Annotated in this window: 20 protein-coding genes; 7 read left to right on the forward strand and 13 right to left on the reverse strand. The window is 59.6% G+C overall.

Features of this window, described 5'->3' with window-relative positions:
* The first annotated feature begins 98 nt into the window (after positions 1-98).
* Positions 99-1,085, forward strand: coding sequence for an IS481 family transposase (locus EB836_RS03260; protein ID WP_135537672.1), 987 nt, complete (start codon positions 99-101; stop codon positions 1,083-1,085).
* A gap of 64 nt (positions 1,086-1,149) precedes the next feature.
* Here EB836_RS03260 and EB836_RS03265 read toward each other — a convergent pair whose 3' ends face one another.
* Positions 1,150-1,527 (reverse strand): VOC family protein, encoded by a 378-nt coding sequence (locus EB836_RS03265; protein ID WP_101555101.1) that lies wholly within the window; start codon positions 1,525-1,527, stop codon positions 1,150-1,152.
* 114 nt (positions 1,528-1,641) lie between these two features.
* Between EB836_RS03265 and EB836_RS03270 the strand changes: the two genes are divergently transcribed.
* Entirely contained in the window at positions 1,642-3,015 is a 1,374-nt protein-coding gene (locus EB836_RS03270; protein WP_135537673.1) for an NAD-dependent succinate-semialdehyde dehydrogenase, read from the forward strand.
* Positions 3,016-3,441: 426 nt separating this feature from the next.
* On the opposite strand, the gene EB836_RS03275 is transcribed toward EB836_RS03270, so the two are convergent.
* From EB836_RS03275 to EB836_RS18610, 5 genes are all read right to left on the reverse strand, one after another.
* Complete coding sequence (locus EB836_RS03275; RefSeq protein WP_062240313.1) at positions 3,442-3,834, reverse strand: hypothetical protein; 393 nt, start codon at positions 3,832-3,834, stop codon at positions 3,442-3,444.
* A 201-nt stretch (positions 3,835-4,035) separates the two neighbouring features.
* Positions 4,036-4,695: a TetR/AcrR family transcriptional regulator gene (locus EB836_RS03280; protein WP_240689590.1), complete on the reverse strand. Its 660-nt coding sequence runs from the start codon at positions 4,693-4,695 to the stop codon at positions 4,036-4,038.
* Positions 4,696-4,742: 47 nt separating this feature from the next.
* Positions 4,743-6,212, reverse strand: a complete 1,470-nt coding sequence (locus EB836_RS03285) for an MFS transporter (RefSeq protein WP_083532467.1) — start codon at positions 6,210-6,212, stop codon at positions 4,743-4,745.
* Complete coding sequence (locus tag EB836_RS03290) at positions 6,209-6,817, reverse strand: NAD(P)H-dependent oxidoreductase (RefSeq protein ID WP_135537675.1); 609 nt, start codon at positions 6,815-6,817, stop codon at positions 6,209-6,211. Before EB836_RS03290 ends, EB836_RS03285 begins: the two co-directional genes overlap by 4 nt.
* A 677-nt stretch (positions 6,818-7,494) precedes the next feature.
* Positions 7,495-7,623 carry a hypothetical protein gene (locus tag EB836_RS18610; RefSeq protein ID WP_276606419.1) on the reverse strand — a complete coding sequence of 43 codons (129 nt, stop codon included), beginning with the start codon at positions 7,621-7,623 and terminating at the stop codon, positions 7,495-7,497.
* Positions 7,624-8,428: 805 nt separating this feature from the next.
* Between EB836_RS18610 and EB836_RS03300 the strand changes: the two genes are divergently transcribed.
* A complete protein-coding gene (locus EB836_RS03300; protein ID WP_276606423.1) occupies positions 8,429-9,046 on the forward strand; it encodes an alpha/beta hydrolase in 618 nt (205 codons plus the stop codon).
* Positions 9,043-9,957 carry a M23 family metallopeptidase gene (locus EB836_RS18615; RefSeq protein ID WP_062240327.1) on the forward strand — a complete coding sequence of 305 codons (915 nt, stop codon included), beginning with the start codon at positions 9,043-9,045 and terminating at the stop codon, positions 9,955-9,957. The genes EB836_RS03300 and EB836_RS18615 overlap by 4 nt, the downstream gene beginning before the upstream one ends.
* Positions 9,958-10,136: 179 nt before the next feature.
* On the opposite strand, the gene EB836_RS03310 is transcribed toward EB836_RS18615, so the two are convergent.
* Positions 10,137-11,156 carry a glycosyltransferase gene (locus EB836_RS03310; protein WP_135537677.1) on the reverse strand — a complete coding sequence of 340 codons (1,020 nt, stop codon included), beginning with the start codon at positions 11,154-11,156 and terminating at the stop codon, positions 10,137-10,139.
* A gap of 158 nt (positions 11,157-11,314) precedes the next feature.
* Here EB836_RS03310 and EB836_RS03315 point away from each other — a divergent pair, with 158 nt between their 5' ends.
* A complete protein-coding gene (locus EB836_RS03315) occupies positions 11,315-12,184 on the forward strand; it encodes a LysR family transcriptional regulator (protein ID WP_135537678.1) in 870 nt (289 codons plus the stop codon).
* Positions 12,185-12,203: 19 nt separating this feature from the next.
* Here the strand turns inward: EB836_RS03315 and EB836_RS03320 are convergent, their stop codons facing one another.
* Positions 12,204-12,920: a hemerythrin domain-containing protein gene (locus EB836_RS03320; RefSeq protein ID WP_083532470.1), complete on the reverse strand. Its 717-nt coding sequence runs from the start codon at positions 12,918-12,920 to the stop codon at positions 12,204-12,206.
* A 620-nt stretch (positions 12,921-13,540) separates the two neighbouring features.
* Here EB836_RS03320 and EB836_RS03325 point away from each other — a divergent pair.
* Together EB836_RS03325 and EB836_RS03330 are read left to right on the forward strand one after the other, a co-directional pair.
* A complete protein-coding gene (locus EB836_RS03325) occupies positions 13,541-13,831 on the forward strand; it encodes a DUF1707 domain-containing protein (RefSeq protein WP_135537679.1) in 291 nt (96 codons plus the stop codon).
* Between the two features lie 51 nt (positions 13,832-13,882).
* Complete coding sequence (locus tag EB836_RS03330) at positions 13,883-14,191, forward strand: hypothetical protein (RefSeq protein ID WP_135537680.1); 309 nt, start codon at positions 13,883-13,885, stop codon at positions 14,189-14,191.
* 273 nt (positions 14,192-14,464) lie between these two features.
* On the opposite strand, the gene EB836_RS03335 is transcribed toward EB836_RS03330, so the two are convergent.
* The 5 genes from EB836_RS03335 to EB836_RS03355 form a co-directional block, all read right to left on the reverse strand.
* Positions 14,465-14,821 carry a DDE-type integrase/transposase/recombinase gene (locus EB836_RS03335; RefSeq protein WP_135537681.1) on the reverse strand — a complete coding sequence of 119 codons (357 nt, stop codon included), beginning with the start codon at positions 14,819-14,821 and terminating at the stop codon, positions 14,465-14,467.
* A complete protein-coding gene (locus tag EB836_RS03340) occupies positions 14,822-15,121 on the reverse strand; it encodes a hypothetical protein (protein WP_135537682.1) in 300 nt (99 codons plus the stop codon).
* A gap of 190 nt (positions 15,122-15,311) precedes the next feature.
* Positions 15,312-15,536, reverse strand: coding sequence for a transposase (locus EB836_RS03345; protein ID WP_167854333.1), 225 nt, complete (start codon positions 15,534-15,536; stop codon positions 15,312-15,314).
* A gap of 81 nt (positions 15,537-15,617) precedes the next feature.
* Positions 15,618-17,216 carry a hypothetical protein gene (locus EB836_RS03350; protein ID WP_135537684.1) on the reverse strand — a complete coding sequence of 533 codons (1,599 nt, stop codon included), beginning with the start codon at positions 17,214-17,216 and terminating at the stop codon, positions 15,618-15,620.
* A complete protein-coding gene (locus EB836_RS03355; RefSeq protein ID WP_135537685.1) occupies positions 17,213-17,968 on the reverse strand; it encodes an ABC transporter ATP-binding protein in 756 nt (251 codons plus the stop codon). The genes EB836_RS03350 and EB836_RS03355 overlap by 4 nt, the downstream gene beginning before the upstream one ends.
* Between the last annotated feature and the right edge of the window lie 510 nt (positions 17,969-18,478).

Genomic DNA, 18,478 nt, shown 5'->3' on the forward strand with positions numbered 1-18,478 from the left:
GGATGACTCAGTTCTCGACGGTCGACTTACCTATTCGCTCCGACTGCCCAGCAACGTTGCGTTCTTGAGCGAGCGGCTTCACACAGGAAGGCCTCCATATGTCCCACGCCAACGCAGCACTCACACCGCGACACCGGCTGAAAGTCGCCCGACTCGTAATTGACGAAGGCTGGCCGGTCAGCGAGGTCGCCGCTCGCTTCCAGGTGTCCTGGCCGACCGTGAAGCGGTGGGTAGACCGCTACGCCAACGGCGAATCGATGCAAGACCGGTCCTCGCGACCAAAGACCTCGCCATACAAGACGAGCAAGGCGACGATGAAGCGGTGCGTGAGCCTGCGCCTGCGACTTCGCGAGGGGCCGGTTCAACTTGCGAGCAGGCTCGGCATCGCGCCGTCCACCGTGCATCGCATCCTCACGACCACCCGGCTGAACCGGCTCGCATACGTCGACCGCGCTACAGGTGAACCTGTCCGCCGCTACGAGCACGACTACCCGGGGTCGCTCGTGCATGTGGATGTGAAGAAGCTCGGCAACATCCCCGACGGCGGCGGCTGGCGCTATGTCGGCCGCCGCCAAGGCGAGAAGAACCGCTCCGCTACCCCGGGCAAGCCGCGCAGTAAGTGGCACAACCCCAAGCTCGGGTATGCGTTCGTCCACACCGTCATCGACGACCACTCCCGCGTCGCCTACACCGAGGTTCACGACGACGAAACTGCAGTCACCGCCGTCGCCGTCCTGCACCGGGCGGTCGACTGGTTCGTCGACCGCGGCGTCATCATCGAACGCGTCCTGTCAGACAACGGCGGCGCGTACCGGTCCTTCCTGTGGCGTGACGCCTGCGAGGCACTAAGGATCACCCCGAAACGGACTCGCCCGTATCGGCCTCAGACCAATGGGAAAGTCGAGAGGTTTCATCGAACCATGGCCGACGGTTGGGCATACTCACGTTGCTACACCTCCGAGGCCGATCGTCGTGCCTCCCTCGACGGATGGCTGCACCAGTACAACCAGCACCGGCCACACAGCGCCTGCGATAACCAGCCGCCGTTCTCACGTTTGATCAACGTCCCCGATCAGTACACCTAGCCCAGCCCATCCGACGTCCACGCCACCCCAGTTCAATCCGTCCACGGACGGGCTCACCCGATGGTCACCCCTGTTCTTCCGGCTCCCACAGCTCGATCCGATTCCCTTCGGGATCGGTCACCCAGCCGAAGCGTCCGATTCCGTCCATCTGCTGGGTCTGGTCATCCACCTCGGCGCCGGCAACGCGGAGCTGCGCGATCATCGCGTCGAGGTCGGCGACACGGAAATTCAGCATCGTCTGCTGCCGATCCTGGCCTTCCGGCCGCGTCCCGAAGTAGTCGGTGTCGGCTTCGAAGAGCCCGATCACGGTCGGTCCCGCCGGCTGCTGCCACAGTCCGTGATCGCCGAAGTCGACCCCGAGTACGTCTCGGTACCACGTCGTCATCGCCTCGGGGTCGGAGGCCCGCAGGAAGTATCCGCCGATTCCAGTCACTCTCTCCATGCCCGAATCCTATTCCCGATTCCCAATCCCAGGGATGGACTCAAGTGTCGCGGAATGTCGGGAGACTGTAGTTTGTTACAGGGCACAGATCGTCAACCCGTGAAAGGACGTTCCATGAGCAAGTTCGCTGTCACCAATGCCAACACCGGCGAGGTCGAAGAAGAGTTCGCCTCGGTTCCGAAAGAAGAGATCCCCGCGTACATCGATCGTGCCCATGAGGCACATCTGGCGTGGAAGGAGACCCCGCTTCGCGAACGCGCGGCGATCCTGCGCAAGTTCGCCGATCTCGTCGATGAGAACGCCGAAGAGATGACCGACATCATCGGTCGTGAGATGGGCAAGATCAAGAAGCAGGGACTCGGCGAGGTCGACAAGGTCGCCCGCACCGCCCGCTGGATGGCCGACAACGCCGCCACCCACCTGGCTCCCACCCACCTGGCCGCCGCCGGTGCGGCTTCCAGCTATGTCGAGCACCAGCCGCTGGGCGTGCTGCTGGGCATCATGCCCTGGAACTTCCCCTACAACCAGATCGCCCGCTTTGTGTTGCCGAACCTCATGGTCGGCAACTCGATCATCATGAAGCAGGCCTCGATCTGCCCGAAGTCCTCGCAGTACTTCGAGGATCTCCTCACCGAAGCGGGACTGCCGAAGGGCGTCTACCAGAACATCTACCTCGACTCTTCGCACGCCGAAGAGGTCCTCAAGGACTTCCGCGTCAAGGGCTTCTCGCTCACCGGCTCCGAGGGTGCCGGCGCCTCCGTGGCCGCGATCGCCGCGAAGTACTACAAGCGCGCCGTGCTCGAGCTCGGCGGCAACGACCCGGCCGTCGTCCTCGACTCGAAGGATGTAGCGTCCGTGGCGCAGAAGCTCGTCGGCCTGCGCCTGGCGAATGCGGGACAGGTCTGCACCTCGCCCAAGCGCATGATCGTCGTCGATGAGCTCTACGACGAATTCGTCGCCGAGGCCGTCAAGGCCACCGAAGCCATCAAGGTCTCGGACTTCGACGACCCCGAGGTCGGCATGGGGCCCGTATCCTCCGAAGGCGCTCGCGACGAGATCGTCGAGATGATCGACAAGGCCGTCGCCGATGGCGCGACCCTGCTCACCGGCGGCAAGAAACTCGACCGTCCGGGCTGGTTCATGTCCCCGGCCGTGCTCACCGACATCGACCCGCGTTCGGACCTCGGCTGCAACGAGCTCTTCGGACCGGCCGTGATGATCTACCGCGCCAAGGACGAAGAGGACGCGCTGCGTCTGGCCAATGACACCGAATACGGTCTCATGTCCTCGGTGTGGACCGACGACCTCGAGAAGGGTCAGGAGTTCGGCAAGAAGATCAACGCCGGCATGACGCTCATCAACGCCCACATGGAGTCCGGACCGGAATACCCGTTCGGCGGCATCAACCGCTCCGGCTACGGCCGCGAGAACGCTCAGTGGGCGTTCCAGGCCTTCACCAACGAGCACCTCATCCGCGTGCACAACTGAGAGAGTTCCTCAGCCCACGAATAGGCATTGATCGGGCCGGCAACTTATGTTGCCGGCCCGATCGACGTTTCGGTGTTGGCTCCAGCTGCAGAGCTGCACACGCAGCTGCGGCCAATCACCAGTCCCGTGGTCCCAAACTTGGCGAGACTCCACTTGTCGCAGATCTACGAATTCCCGCTCTGCATAGACTTGCGCTCTACTGATTCAGAAAAGTTGGAGTTCCCACGCGTACGATCGACGCGTTGAGTGCGTGGAAGTAAGTCGAGTCTTTCACAGAAACTGAACGTGCCGCACAAGCTCTGAAAGAGAAGGTTTCAAGGCTCCCAGGAAGCGGCGACAACTCCGTCTGGGATATCAACCGCTGACCACTTATCTCAGAGCTATTGCACAGCCAGAGTCTCACCTGAGTTGAGTAAACCCGCACAACTAAGCGGGATGTGAGGCGAACCGCGCACCACGAAAGAACACCATGGCGACAATCGGCGATGCAACCAGCTGATAACCAAACCATAGTGTCCAGCCTGGTACGCCGAATCTGAGTGCCAATAGAAGTGCGCCGATGGTCACGAGGATCCAGCCGGCGTCGTACGCCAGAAGGTGTTTTGTGAGCCTTCCTGCCCCGTTTCTGACGGCATACGCGATCTCGGCCACCGCACTGCTCACCACCGCCACCACTGTCAAAAGAAAGAGCCACCCAGGAACACCTTGGTTTTCTGTCAACGGCTCATATAGCACTAGCATTGCAAGGGCAACTATCGCTTTGAATACCCCGTCCGCAAAGAAGCCTACGCGCAGTATTTGTCGGCGTTTGGTTTCCATGTATCACGTCACCTCTCTACTTTTCCCGAAGACGCCGAACAACACCGGAGAAGTAGAGTTATTCGTCTGGGCCACGGTGCCATGCGTCTGGCCTAAGTTGGCATCACTGGTTCCATATCGATACGGTCCCCAACGGCAAGCCATGGAAGCCGCTAATTGCCGTGCCTATGTTGCTGCCGCCCCTAGCGGCGAACGAGAATCCTATGCGCGATACGCCCGAAGGAACACTTCGACGCCAGCACTGACCCAGGTTGTCCGCTCTCGTGCACTGATTTTCGAACTGGCGACAATGTTGGGGCGCGCGGACACGAGCTGAGCAAAGTGCGCTGCAGCAATGTCGGATCGCTGGACGAGAAGAAGTCCACGCTCGCCCCAGGTAGTGAATGCCGCAGCCAAAGTATCGAGGACCAACCCGGGTCCTGCGCGGTACCACGTTTCGACGAGGGCAGGCTCCTCATGGAACGCTATACCATGCATCTGATCCATAAGTATGCGGTGATCTTCTGATGGTGCGTCCGATAGAAGCCACGCCGTTGCGAAGTTGGTCAATGCCGATTCTCGGTCATCAGCACTGGTTACACCCAATAAGTACTTCTCAATGAGTACAGTAATATCCTCGGCCACGCGAGCTGCAGATTCGGCAATGATATCTGTGCACAGCGTCGATTTATCCGTGAAATGCTTGTAGATCGTTCTCGTGGACACCTTGGACGCAGCGGCGATAGCGTCGATACTTGCTCGTTCGATCCCATGCTGGGCCAGCACTTTCCGACCGCCTTCCATAATTGCAGCGCGCTTCTCAGGGCGCAAGCGGCTCGTTGATTTTCCGGCCGGGCCTGACGTGCTCGATGTCGAAATCATCAATTACCTCTCATTGCTAGTGATGCACTTGATGCAGTGTAAAGCACCTATTTTACCTCGCTCCATTCAGACACGCTCTTATAGCCGCTGCGTTCTGGCCGCCTGAGAAGGAGCATGACCATGATTGCGCCCATTGCGCAGACAACCGCGAGACCCCACTGAGCAAAAGTCCAGCCGAAGCTTATTGCACCCGCGAGTACCGTATCGCCGCCGATGTCGGCACCCGTCGCGAGCCTGCCCGCAAGTTGCGGATCGCCGGTACTCAGCCCGATGAGCCCCACGATCGCAGACCCGAACAGGGCCATAATGAGAGTTGTCGAAGCTCCTCGAACTGTGTTAATCAAGCCGGCTGCTTGCCCGTGCTTCTCCGGCTCAGCGTGGTTCATGGCTTGCGCGTCCACGATGCCTGTGGCCGTCCCCAGGCCGAGACCGATGAGCACCAGAGGAAGGATCAGGTCTGATGCGGAGGAATCGAGAGACACCGCAAACCCGAGCCATGCATTACCGGCAGCGATGGCGAACAGGGCCGGTCCGATCATCAGTCTCGCCGGCACCTTGGTGCTCAGCTGCCCCACCAGCATCGGCAGCAGCACCATAGGGACGACTGGAGTCAACAACATCAGCCCCGACTGTGACGGAGAGTATGCGAAGACACTTTGCAGGTAGCTGGGCAAGTGGGCGAGCAGCCCGGCGTAGCCGAACGACACTGTCGCCAACGCGATCAACCAGCCCAAAAAGTTCGGGTCGCGCAGAAGCGAGAAATCGATGATGGGAGAAGGGACTTTGCGAACATGAAAACGAAGTAATGCGAAGGACACAAGCGCAAGCATGCCGGCTCCAAGAGTGATCGGATTCGCCCAGCCGCGACTCGGAGCCCCCGCTATCGCGAGCATAAAGGAGCAGAGGCCGGCAACGACCAACGCGGCACCGATCCAATCAATCCGTACCGATTCGTCCCCGTGAGATTCGGGCAAGGCGAATGATCCGCCGAACACGACCAGCCCCGCCAGAGCGAACGCCATGAATGCGCCCCGCCATCCGAGGGCTTCGACCAGTCCTCCCGATACGACGGGACCCGCCGCAAGTCCGATTGCGGCCGCTGTCCCGATCGCGGCGAACATTCGACTTCTTGCAGGACCGTTGAATGCCGCTGCAGCAGTTGCCGCTCCACCAGCCATCACTGCCGCGGCCCCCATTCCACTCAGCACTCTCCCCACGAGGAGAATAGAGATGGTCGGTGCAAAAGCGGCAATTGCCCCGCCGAGAACGTAGATGACAACGCCCAAGCGATAAGTTCGTCGCCGCCCGAGGTTGTCCCCCAGGGAACCTGTGACCAGCATGAGCGATGAAGCTGCGAGAAAGTACCCGGTGACTACCCATGACGCCGCAGAACCTGCGGATTCCAGGTCATCACCGATGGCCGGCACTGCAACACTGGCCCCGGACATCGCCAACGGCAGGAGCACTCCGCCGAGGAGAATAACAGGCACGGCCCAAGATGATGTTCGCGTGTTCATGCCGCTAGCAGTTTCTGCCGCACGGTGATCATCGCTTCAGCCCAGGTCACCACCGCATGCAACGTGGCAGTCAGGTCGGCCAGCTGTCGTTGCGCCGGGGCGAATGCTCCTGTCGTCGCAGGGTCGGACTCGTCCCAGCCTGTGTAGTCGAAGTCCGTAGACGTCGACAGCACGACCTGTTCGCCAACATCGGCAAGTCCCAGCTCGGCGGCGATCATACGCATTTGTTCAACTGCGCGCACGCCACCTTGCATTCCGTAGCTGACGAATCCGGCCGATTTGTTGATCCATTCGTTGTACAGATAATCGATGGCATTCTTCAACGGACCCGGTACCCCGTGGTTGTACTCGGAAAGAACGAAGACGTACCCATCGTATGAATCGATGGTCTCAGCCCACTGCCGCGAATAGGAATGTTCGTACACACCCCACGCTGCGGGTGCAGGCTCGTCTAGGACCGGGAGGGCGAAGTCGACCAGATCGACGATGTCGAAGTGCACTCCGTCCGGCGCTTTCTCTCGTCCGTGCTCGTATACCCAGTCGGCCACCATTCGGCCACGACGGTGTACGCGGGTGCTGCCGACGATGATTGCGATGCGAGTCATGATTGTCAAACCTTCAGTTGTAAAGTACTTCTTGTACTTTACATACGATAGCGACTGACTCCTTCCGGCACAAGACCCCTCGGCTACATTCGCGAAAACAGTGAGCATCTACGCGAAAGTTTGATTTCACCTTCAATCGCGCTTCTCCGCCTCGAGCAGCGATCGTCACGTCGAACGGTCACTGAATACTCGTCGATCCCGCGCTCATCCCTGCCCGGGTCGCGTCGAAGGCACAGCTTGAGCGCCACGGTTCGCGAGGCCAGGTTCACTGGTCGCGTCCGAGCTACAACCGACCCGTCCCCTGAGTGAGTGCCGGCACATATCAGCGCCGCCATGACCGCTTCGGTCACATACTCCAACCCCCACACGTCCGGATGGAACCGAGCTATCAGGCTGCGTGCCGGCCAGCCATTGATATGCATTCTATTCATCCCGCAGTAGCCCATGATCCGCCCCGTCCGCGTCTCCCGCACGCACCAGTACCCGTAATCGTGAGCCACCCAGCGGTGAAGCCACATCTGGATGAGCTTGTTCGCCTCCTGAAGGCCACTGACGAAGTCCGTAGGGTTGTACGTGACAGCGCGGTGGTCTCCGACGACGGCGAATACTTCCGCGGCATCTCTACACTCAGGTACCTCGAGAACCAGGCGTGATGTGTGGAGACAGCGGGGACCCGCTCACAAGGGACGAATCGCTTGTAAGCTCTCCTGCTCCGTGGCCATCTTGATCCGCAGCAGAGTCTGGACCATCCGGTTCCTCATGCTGCGCGTGAACGCGGCGGTTCCGTCCTTGTACTTTTCGGTCATTACATATGCCCGGTCCGAGATTCCTTCTGGAGAATCGCGGCGGTGGACCACCCGGGCCTTCTCCCCGTCCACCGACTTCAGAGTGAATGACTACACCAGCCAGTTTTCGTCGACCTGAAATGTCATTTCGCAGCAGGGCACGAACCGCACGATCTTCGCAGATGTTGACTATGTCATTCCGTAGTCGTGGTTGCTGTCGACGAGGCGGACGCCAAGTGATGCGGCCTCCGCATCGTCGCAAAATTCCGTCGAAACGATCTGTGCGCTCCAGTCCGCAACTCGACGAGGCTCGCCGACCAGGTCCCAGAACTTTGCAAGTAGGGCATCGACGGTTGCTTCGGTTCCAATTCCTCGAGCACTGACCCACGATCTCTATTCCGCTCGACGCCGCCGTGTCAACTGCTGCCCAGTCGGCCCTTCAACGCGGATTCACTGCCCATGCACGGCGGTGACAGTACCGGAGGACGGCAACATCGACGACGACGCTGTCGAACTCTCTTTTTGTAAAGTATAGTTTTTACTATACTTTTGTTTTGCCATCGACTCGCGGTGTGGGCAATTCGATGAAGGTACCGGTAAGCGATTTCGGGTCAACGACGACGCCGATTCAGATGAGGATTACATATGACAATCACGAACCATGACTTCGAATCAGCACTCATCGAGCGCGAAAACATACAACTGCACGCCCTATGGCGACAGGGGTCCGGGCCTCCGGAAATGGTCGCGCCTGGGGCCATGGCCGACTCGCACGATTTCGCTGCGGTAGCGCAGGCGATGAACTACGCAGGCCCCGGCGTGGATCATCGTCCGTCGAGGCCGTGGCCACAGCGACGCGCAGGGTGCCGACTACAGCCTGCACACCGAGATCGGTGATCTGCGAGCTTGGATCGATCATCTTGAACAGCCGGTGCACCTCGTGGGGTGGAGCCACGGGGAGGGACGACCTCACTCGAAAATGCCGCCCAGGACGCGCGTTGGATCAGTGGTTACCTACGACCCTGTGCTTCCTCCGTTCGCTAAGGGTGCCGTGTCGATGCTGGAAGAAGCCGATCTCAATGAACGGGTTGTCGTCATCAACCGCGACATCAGCGGGCTAGAACCCGAGATTGTGGAAGCAATGAAGGATCAGTCCGAGTGGTCACACCTGCGAAAACTGGCCATTCCCCTCGCTGCGGAACTCGCCGCGCTCAACAATTTCACGCCCAGTAAGAAATGGGAGAGCGTGGCTGCGGCGCTGATCGTCGGCGAACGTTCACATGCGGTCGAACCTTATGGTCCTGTCTTCGACCGTGTATCGGAGCGCATCCCACAGGCATCGGTCACGGTTTTACCCGGGCAGGGACACCTGGCTCACGTCGAAGACCCCACTCTTCTGGGCACCGCCATCGGAACTATCCTGACGAAAGGAGTGTCGACATGACGAGCGTCAACAACAGCCCCCAGTCTTCTGTGACCGCACTACGGGACTGGATGTTCAGAGTCCGAATCGTACTCGCCTACGCCGTGGTCGCCATTATGTTGATCACAGCCGCGGCAGCATTTCTCCCGACCCCGCAACCATTGCTGTCCGTACTGACCGATGCGTCGTATGCCGCACTGACGCTAGCAGCGATCTTTCTGGCTGTTTGCGCCTTCGGCCGGCCCCGCCATCCAACCCAGCTACGCATTCTGCACCCACCTGTCAGAGGCCGATGGCTGGCGGCGAACAGCCCCGCAACGAAGGTTCCCAGCCATGGACTGCGCATGTTCGGACAGTCTCACGCCATCGACCTCGTCGCGTGGCCCGAGGAGAGCCAGGTCGCCGTAGACTACCCCACGACGACCGGCATGCTCCCAGCCCATCAGTTCCCGGGTCATGGGCTACCCGTACTCGCCATGGTCGATGGGGTAGTCGCCAATGCGACCGATTGGCAGAGAGACCACCGGAGCCGGACAAGTCCGCTCTCCCATATCTACCTCGCCATCGAGCAGAGCGTGAGAACAATCGGTGGCCCCCACTGGATCTTCGGCAACCACGTCACGATCCGTGCAGACGACGGGACGTTCGCCGTCGTAGCCCACGTACGCAGAGGGTCTCTTCGAATACAGGTGGGCGATCGAGTCAAGGCTGGAGATCACATCGCCGACTGCGGCAACTCGGGGAACAGCACAGAACCTCATGTTCATGCCCAACTCATGGACCGTCAATCCCTCTGGTTGGCCCACGGACTTCCCATGGGATTCCAGCACGCCGAATTCTTACCTACAGATGGGGAGACCGACCTGATTGAAACGCACACACATGACCTACCAGCCAACGGCCAGCTCATGATCACAACCGATCCGTCGTGACTCGCAATGAAAACGAGTGAGTACCGGATTCTTGCACTTTGCCATCGTCTGGGGCTTCTCATTGACGGCCGGGCTCAACGAGACGAACCTGCTGCGTTGTCTACTGTCATGCCTCTGCAGACCGCAGCCGCCGCTTGATGCATTGCGGGCTACTCAAGGCACACGCCATCGATGAAGATTCAGGCGTTGACCGTGTCACCATACGAAGGCTCCAACTCGGAGACCAGATTGCTGCCGGCCACCTCGTGCCGAATCGCCTCCCCCAGCATACGGGCTGCCTTCGAGTATCCCGGCAATTTCAGCGCCTCAACCACAGCGTGGGTGATCTGCCCGGCGGGTGCATCTCGTGGAAGCGTGATCCCTGCTCCACGTAAGGACACAAGAACCGCGTTGTCTGCCTGGTCACGCCCCTGCGGGAGGATCACCATCGGCAGCCCAGCAGTCAGGGATTTCATGACAGTGCCGTGCCCGCCGTGGGTGATGACCAAACCGGTGTGCGTCATCAAGTCGTGGTGCGGGGCGGCCCGAACGATCTCCACACGGGCGCCACCGCTCAGATCGCAGAGGTCGATGCTGAGCCCGGTCGTCACGACGGCGCAAACGGGCAGAATGGACAACGTTTCGATGACGTTCTGCAGAACCCCCAACTGCCCCTGCTCTGCCGACGACATCGCGACCAGGATCAGAGGACCCTCGCCCCGAGGTTCGACAGAGTGGTGCGAATGTGCCCAGCCCGGGTCATCAAGCATCGGATCCACGTACCGCACAGTAGAATCACAGTTGTTCGCAATGTCGAATGCATGGGAACTCAGAACCAGCTCACGCCGAGCTCCGTGGACCTGCTGCCACGCATTGCGCAATTGCGGCAGGTCAAGATCCCGGCGCAGGGCATTCAACCGAGGCATCACATAGTGCGCAAGCATCCGAGTGCCGATCTCGCCCAGTAGGCGGTCCCTTCCCCGTCCGACGAAGGTCTGCGAAGGCGACAACACCATTCCCATCGGTGGCTGGCTTGGCGTGGGCATGGAATAGATATTTGGAATAAGGACACCAAAAGACACCCCGACGGACTGGGCCGCAACCATCGCACCGAAAACGGTGAAGGAATACACGACACGGTCAAGGCGCGCAGACCGCAAGTGCGGCAGTAGATCCTCGGCCCATCGGCGCGCCGGCCCAGCGATCATATGGTCCGCCATTCCTCCTGCAAGGCTGAACGGACATCCCAGCTCCCAGTCGCGGTACGAACTGTGGGAGGGCTGGCCATGGTGATCCGCCCCTGCTCGCGCGGGCGTCAGAAGCTCGGGGGCCAAGTTGCATCACAAAGTCACCTTCTTTTCACGAAAGGTACGTTCACATGGACATGTCCAAGCTCGAAGCATTCATCCTCGTCGCTGAGGAGGAATCGTTCAGCGCCGCCGCCGATAGAATCGGTACGGCCCAATCGACTATCAGTTCGCGCATCAAGGAACTCGAGACAGCGCTGGGCCATCGTCTTCTCCTGCGCAGCACGCGGAGGGTGAGCCTGTCTCCGGTGGGAGCTGCCGTCCTACCTGCAGCTCGGACCGCTCTGTCGTCATTAGACGCGATACGCCAGGTCGTCGACGACTTGGCAGGAGTCCGCCATGGACGGATACGGCTCGGCATCATCGCCGAGGCCACAGTTCCTGGGCTGAGCAGAATCCTGGCAGACTTCGCCAGTGACTTCCCCGGCATTGATCTCGTCATCACTTCGCAGTCAAGCGATGCCCTCGAACGCGCCATCGCTGACGGCTCTTTGGACATTGCCCTGGTGGTCCGGTTCGGCACCACATCCCTGCGATGGGAACGGCTGCTCCATGATCCACTTATCGTGGTCGGTGACTCGCCACCGCAGAATGGGGAGTCCGCGATCTCCTTTTCAAAGCTGCATGAAGCCCGCCTGATCGTCCTCGATGGCGGGGTCGGTGTTCGACAAGCACTGGAGACGGAGGCTCGGCGGGCTGGAATCTCACTGAACATCGTCGCCCAGGTCGCGACCCCTGCCATCGCCGAGGAGCTGTACGCTCGAAGCATTGGTTGGCTTGTACTACCTGACTCGTTCGCACAAGGTCGGGGCGTACCACTCGTGGGTGAGCACGGCATTGAACCCCAGGTCGACGTCGGTCTCGTCACCGGTCCCGACCTCCACGCCCCGGCTACAGAAATCCTCGTCACCCGTCTCATCGAGGGGATTGGAAACCATTGAGCCGAGTCGGGACTCCTGCTCATCTCGGGGTCACCCGGCTCCTGATCCGAGCAGCCGGAGTGCCCGCCCAGACACTCGCACCCGGCACCGCTGCGATAGACGAAAGGGGGCCGGACAGTACACGCCAGAACGGAACGGGCATACGAGTCCGCCGCAACACAGAAGGGCTCCAATCGACTCCATCGCATATCCAGGCGAGGAACCGTAGCGCTTCGAGGGGTGTATAACCTGCAGCCCATGCACGCTGTTCGAACTCCTTCCATTCTTGATGGTTGAGCACACGGGTCACAATGTCCATCCCGTCGGCTTCCTCGTGCTCGAGGTGCGTCCGCAACGGACCTTCCAGCACATCGAGGGCGGCAAGAACCTGCTGTGGCCCATTGCGTGCGGCGACAAGACCGCGGGCAGCAACCTCAAGTTCCGCAAGCGGTTCATCGATTGCCAGGTGCTCATTTTCCATAGCATTGAGCAGTTCAGAGCTTTCCGGTGAGCGCTCGAGCAGCAGGGGCCACAGATAGTGGTCTTCTCCCTCATGGTGCCGGCGCAACTCACCCATATCCCACAACAGCATCCGACCGAGCCTGCGTGCACGCCGCGGACTCAACCAATGCGGGTTCTCTAGCAGGAATCGGGCTCGTTCGAGATCTCGGCGCAGTGCCGCATGGAAGAGAGTCATCGTCAAAGTGTCTGCGGGTCTGGTTGCATCCGGCGACCGCTTCACGGGCATTTCACTCATAGCTGGCTCCTTGCATGGTCAAATAGACTGCAGTCGTCACGTTGTCAGCTGGGCCACGGGCCGCTGGCCTCCGGTTTCGCTGCGATTCATCGGCCGATACCCACACTTGCGCTCTTATAGCGCGAACTTCATATGTGCTCATACTCTGACCTTTCTTGGCGTATTGAAATTCAATTCTGTCGCCCGTAAACCATGCCGTCCAACCGATTTCTTCGGGTATATTGATCGTCTATATCGATAAGTCGGAGAACAGAACTCCTCTTATGCATGTGCCATAAAGACAAAATCCGCTAAAAACCAGGACGTGCCCGTGAAGAAACCCCAGCGGCCCAGCGTCTTCGCCCCAGTCAATCTGGGTCTTTATCGGAGATTGCATCTTTCAGGGGTTCATCAATAGTTGCAGACGCGATTCTACGAGTACTCGTCTCGGGAACTTGAGGGCCGCAAATGATGGGTGGGCTTCGTATTCGTTCTCGGGTTTACGACACAAAATGTCGATAGCCGCAACTTTACGAACTAGACTGAAATCATTTCCTGTCAGTCCAGTACCGTAAAGAACGTGGCCAGTCGAATCTGGCAAGGCCAGTAACAAAAGACCGCACAGCAGAGGAGCGACAAGGATGTCGGCCGAAAATGACCAGTCTGATGACCCATCCCGTACCGTTCTAATCGGGGACAATGAACGCGATCACGCAATAGAGACCCTCCGGGCTGCTGCTGGTGACGGCCGTATCACGATCGTCGAACTCGAAGAACGCATGGAACTGGTCGAAGCCGCTCGATTCCCTATCGATCTCGATCGCCCGCTAGCGGGGCTTGGCACCGAGTTGCCCTCGACCCAAATACTGACTGGCGCCACAGGAACCCAGAGATCGGCGGGTTCTGGCTACGGCTGGTCTCCTGACAACTGAGAGGTCCTCCGCGCACCGTGGAACGGCCTTATCCGACGAGGGAGATGGCTGGTGTCACCGTACCTGCATTGCAAGCCGGCTGGCAGACTGCTTGAACTCAACTTCCTCGATATCATCACTGGCCTAACAAGCATCGACATCCGCGTCTCCGCACGCACTGGCACACTGAAGATCGTTGTACCTGACAGCTGGGGTGTCGACATTTCCGAGCTCGATCGCAGCCGGATCGCAGTCATCACCTTCAAAGCCAACGCTGCCCCGATAGACAAGCATCCCGTCGTCCGCGTCAGAGGGAACATCGGATCTGGAGTACTCCAAGCCCTCGGTCCCAATCGCCGGGAACGACGACTAACGCCGTGACCTGACCCGAACCACCACACTGCACCTGGCCCTCGAATGCAACGAGCGCCCCGGGTGATCATCGTCCGAGAGCGACAACTTCAACCTGGCCAATCGGCTTCGGTCGAGGTCAAGGATTATTGTCAAAACCCGGGTTTCGTACGGGCTCCTTACCTCGGTTTCTTAAGCAGACGTAACCTCATCCACGGACTGGTTGATCCACTCCGAACGGACCTCGGACGGCGGGCGGCGGCTCAGCGCTGAATACAATCGTGGCTGGTTGTATCAAGCCACCTATTTCGGCGTTTCAGCTATCGTCTCGATCAACCTCCACTGCACTTTCCGGTCGACGAGCTCGGCTTTGTAGGCCGAGATCAGAGCTTCGGCCATAGCGTTATCGTACGAGTCCCCGCGCGACCCCACCGACGCGACGATCTCTGATTCCGCCAGGGTCTCTACGTAGCGAGTCGATCGGAATTGAATGCCACGATCGCGATGGTGGACTAGCCCGGACACAGCTTCGCCAGCCCGATACTTCGCCACTAGCGCCATTGGCGGAGCGTCCCTGGCCAGCGACTCCCGCATATGGTTCGTCACCTGCCAACCGACGATCTCGCGATGGAAAACATCAAGGATGAACGTCGTGTGCACTTACCCAGCCTGCGTTGGCACATACGTGATGTCAGCGACCCACAAGCAGTTCGGTGCCGGTGCCGCGAACTGATGTTCGACGCGATCATCCGGGCACTCCTCAGTCCTAGCTGAGACCGTCTTCGGACGCTCCCGCTGGAACCCGTCGATGCCCGACTGTCGCATCAACCGCTTCGCCGTGCAGCCAGCAACATGCCTGTACTGGTCAGCGTACTCCCGGTTGATCGCCTTCCATATCAACTGCTGCCCGTAGCCGTAGTAGGAATAGTTCGCCTCATAGGCATCCTCGATCATCACCATCAGAGCCTGATCCCGTCGAGCTCTGGCTGCTGATTGATGCTCTTGAACGCATACACGAGCTCACAGCAATCCGTGCCACAGTCCCGGACAGGGCGCGCACTATTGGTGTGATGCCGAACTCGTCGCGATTGTCGTCGCTGAAGCCGAGACTCCCTTCAGAATCTCGTTCGCTTTCTTTGCTTAGGTCAACTCAACCTGCAGCCGCCGGTTCTTCGCTTCCAGGTCGACCGACTCGGCCGGCGGGGGTGGCTTTACCGATGTCCCTGTGCTTGCGCACCCAGACTCGCAGAGTCTGTTTACTCAGACCGAGCTGGTTCGCGACGCGGATGACCGCCCCGTTCGCCGTCTCGGGATCAGCTTGAGCGTAGATGACGAGATCGACGGCACGCGCCCCGAGGTCATCGGTGTATTTCACTGGCAAGAGAGTATCTCCATCTCCCAATCACCCCGCCTCTATTATCCCCGGGGCGATTCGCGTCTAGTCGTCCAGGTCTAGTCATCCAGACTTTATTGAGGCCATCAGCTTTGGTCCGGTGATGACCAGTCGTTCGACTGTCAGCGGCCCGGCTACTGCAATGCTGATCCCCCCTGTGGTGAGCCCAAAAATGAGGTGGAAAACCCAGAGGTCTCCAAGTTGCAAAACGGCCGCCAGTATTGCCGGAAGAAACGAAGCAAATAGCACGAGGGCGAACGACATCATCTGTCCGCCCGCCGGGTTTCCAGCATTTTGTCCAGTCGATATTCGTTCACGGGCATCGCGGCCGACCGCTGGCATGAGTGCGCTTATCAGTGGTGCGCAGCCGCAGGCTACCCCGACCGCAGCGAGAGTGGCTCCCAACGCAACGTGTGCCAACGACGATTCAACAACAAGGCTGAGAGTTGTGCTGGCTACTAATATCGGAAGCCCGAACATCAGCATCCAGGCAAGTTGCCGCCCACGAACGTCAGCGCGGATCGCACCTGGGGTCGTCAGCAACTGCCAGAGTGCTGTGCCATCAAGTGCATAGGTGTTGATGGCCACCATTGCCGCGAAAACAGCGGCAGCAACACCAACAAACGGGACGCTCCAATACCACGCAGTCGGAATCACAAGCAGCACCATGAGCAGTGGTGTCATCCAAGCGTGGCGCAGTTCAAGCGCCCTTTGCGGATCGCGTAACCAAGTTTTCAATTCACGCTTGGCAACAGCGGTCACCGGGTCTGTGCGCAGTGGGCTTGCATACCTCCGAGCTGATAGTGCCCGCCTAGTTCGCACCTTTAGCCGGCTGCTGGCCCGCGTTGGAGGCTGTCTCAGTGTCGCCGCAGTGAGCACCACCCACACCATCCAAAGCAATACCCCGAGCGACAGGAGACCGACTAATGGCAGCATCACCACGACTGGCGCAGCCGAAACCGAGGCGGCATTGATTGCTGCCATTCCCCAACCCGTCGGCGCAGCAAGAAGAACTTGTTCCAGTGGACCCGGCAGCTCGGTCCAGAATTCGCCAGTATAAGCGTCTGCGCGACCACTACCCAGGTCTGGCACGAGGAATGCGGCGACCGGAATCCACCCGGCAAAGGATATTGCCAGCAGTGCAGACATCTGGAACGCGGCAAACCACCCACCAACACGAGACCGCAGCATGAATACGACCAGAGCGCCAACGCTACGGCCCAACCACACGAAGAAGAACAGTTGCGTCATGACTGCCACAAGCGCCGCAACGATAGTAATCCCGTCGTGGACCGACGCGAGTACGACGAATCCGCTCAAGGACGCGACGGTGATGACTGTACCCACACTCAACATCTCGCTGGGTGCCAGTGCCGCAGCGATCCGAAACGGTGGCTTCGGCAACGTCCGGAACCACTGCGGGTTGAGTACCGGGACTGCTCCAGGAAGCAGAATCGGCCCGAGAAACCAAGCGACTCCAAGAATGCTTATAGCTGCGGTAAGCCAGCTGTCGTCGAGCGTGCCAGATCTGGTGAGAGCCGCTAGTGTCACAACGCCAGAAGCAACAACCAAACCAGTGATGAGCCCGAAAACTCGATCGCCATGCGGGCCATGCCGAAGTATGCGGAGTTTAAGCGAAACAAACCCACGCCACATGCTCATGACAACCAGTCCAACTCGCGCTGAGGAGCCACACCAATGAATTCAACGAAAGCCGCGTTGAGCGTCCTTCCAGCTGCAACCTCAGCAATCGTGCCATCGGACAGAATTCGCCCGCGGCTCATGAGAGCGACGCGCGTGCATGTGCGCTCAATGACATCCATATTATGACTGGATAACAACACTGTGCCGCCCCCGGTGACGTACTGCCGGAGGAGCGCTTCGATCGAATGTGCAGAAATCGGGTCTATCGCTTCGAACGGCTCATCGAGTACAAGTACCTTGGGTCGATGCAGAAGTGCGACTGCGAGACCGATCTTCTTCCGCATACCGGTGGAGTAGTCGACGATGAGCGTATTCGGTGCGCGGTCAAGTTCAAGAATAGTCAGCAGATCATCCGACCGTTCTTGCCAACGCGTATCCATGCCGCGCAACCCGGCCGTATACTCCAACAGTTCTGCGCCTGTCAGGCGCTCGGGCAGCGACAGCCCTTCCAACATGATGCCGAGGGTACCAAGAGCCTGCTCTCGCTCTCGGACGATGTCGAATCCAGCGAGGCTGACGGTACCTGCGGTTGGAGCCAACAAACCGGCGATCATCGACAGGGTAGTGGACTTCCCAGCCCCATTCGGCCCGACGATGCCATAGAAGCTTCCGGCCTCTACGCTCAGGTCAATGGCATCGACTGCTGTGAAATCTCCGAAATTTTTTGTGAGTTCTCGAAGTCGAACTGCGGATTCAGCAGATGTATTCATGATTTCATCCTGAGGATTACAGTTGTATCGGTTCTGCACACAGCGTTGGCAGGGCATCTGATGGTCCCGGAACCAGGACGGTGGTGAGCGGTGCTGACCGTAAGCTCACCCGACCGATGGCCGCAGGCGAACACGGTCCCCCACCGGGGTTCAGCCCACATCGGCTCCTATCAACGGTGATCTCTCCGTGGCCTGGGAAGCCAACCTCGGCCCCGGCCTGCCGAGCACGGTGCAATTCTGCGACCGGTAGATCCCTGGCTCGCGACAATCCCTTCTGCTTCTTAGCCTGAAAATGGCGGCGAGAGCTCCGAAAGTCTGCCCCGAGGCGGCTCGTCACCAGATTTTGACGCAAGGGGGTCCAGCCATGACGCTGCCCCGCGCAACTGGCTCACGAGAACCCGATGCTCCGCCGGTGGCGCCGAAGGAGCAATCCGAATGGACCCGAGTCTTTGAAGGCTGGTTCGTCGCACCCCAAGTTGAGATTCGAAAAGTGGAGGGTGGGCCGCACTC

The organism is Brevibacterium sp. S111, from assembly GCF_004745075.1.
Taxonomy (GTDB): domain Bacteria; phylum Actinomycetota; class Actinomycetes; order Actinomycetales; family Brevibacteriaceae; genus Brevibacterium.

Coding starts and splice junctions, on each gene's coding strand:
- EB836_RS03260 (WP_135537672.1), top strand. CDS start 99: ATGTCCCACGCCAACGCAGCACTCACACCGCGACACCGGCTGAAAGTC.
- EB836_RS03265 (WP_101555101.1), bottom strand. CDS start 1,527: ATGGAGAGAGTGACTGGAATCGGCGGATACTTCCTGCGGGCCTCCGAC.
- EB836_RS03270 (WP_135537673.1), top strand. CDS start 1,642: ATGAGCAAGTTCGCTGTCACCAATGCCAACACCGGCGAGGTCGAAGAA.
- EB836_RS03275 (WP_062240313.1), bottom strand. CDS start 3,834: ATGGAAACCAAACGCCGACAAATACTGCGCGTAGGCTTCTTTGCGGAC.
- EB836_RS03280 (WP_240689590.1), bottom strand. CDS start 4,695: ATGATTTCGACATCGAGCACGTCAGGCCCGGCCGGAAAATCAACGAGC.
- EB836_RS03285 (WP_083532467.1), bottom strand. CDS start 6,212: ATGAACACGCGAACATCATCTTGGGCCGTGCCTGTTATTCTCCTCGGC.
- EB836_RS03290 (WP_135537675.1), bottom strand. CDS start 6,817: ATGACTCGCATCGCAATCATCGTCGGCAGCACCCGCGTACACCGTCGT.
- EB836_RS18610 (WP_276606419.1), bottom strand. CDS start 7,623: ATGACCGAAAAGTACAAGGACGGAACCGCCGCGTTCACGCGCAGCATG.
- EB836_RS18615 (WP_062240327.1), top strand. CDS start 9,043: ATGACGAGCGTCAACAACAGCCCCCAGTCTTCTGTGACCGCACTACGG.
- EB836_RS03310 (WP_135537677.1), bottom strand. CDS start 11,156: ATGGCGGACCATATGATCGCTGGGCCGGCGCGCCGATGGGCCGAGGAT.
- EB836_RS03315 (WP_135537678.1), top strand. CDS start 11,315: ATGGACATGTCCAAGCTCGAAGCATTCATCCTCGTCGCTGAGGAGGAA.
- EB836_RS03320 (WP_083532470.1), bottom strand. CDS start 12,920: ATGAGTGAAATGCCCGTGAAGCGGTCGCCGGATGCAACCAGACCCGCA.
- EB836_RS03325 (WP_135537679.1), top strand. CDS start 13,541: ATGTCGGCCGAAAATGACCAGTCTGATGACCCATCCCGTACCGTTCTA.
- EB836_RS03340 (WP_135537682.1), bottom strand. CDS start 15,121: ATGGTGATGATCGAGGATGCCTATGAGGCGAACTATTCCTACTACGGC.
- EB836_RS03350 (WP_135537684.1), bottom strand. CDS start 17,216: ATGAGCATGTGGCGTGGGTTTGTTTCGCTTAAACTCCGCATACTTCGG.
- EB836_RS03355 (WP_135537685.1), bottom strand. CDS start 17,968: ATGAATACATCTGCTGAATCCGCAGTTCGACTTCGAGAACTCACAAAA.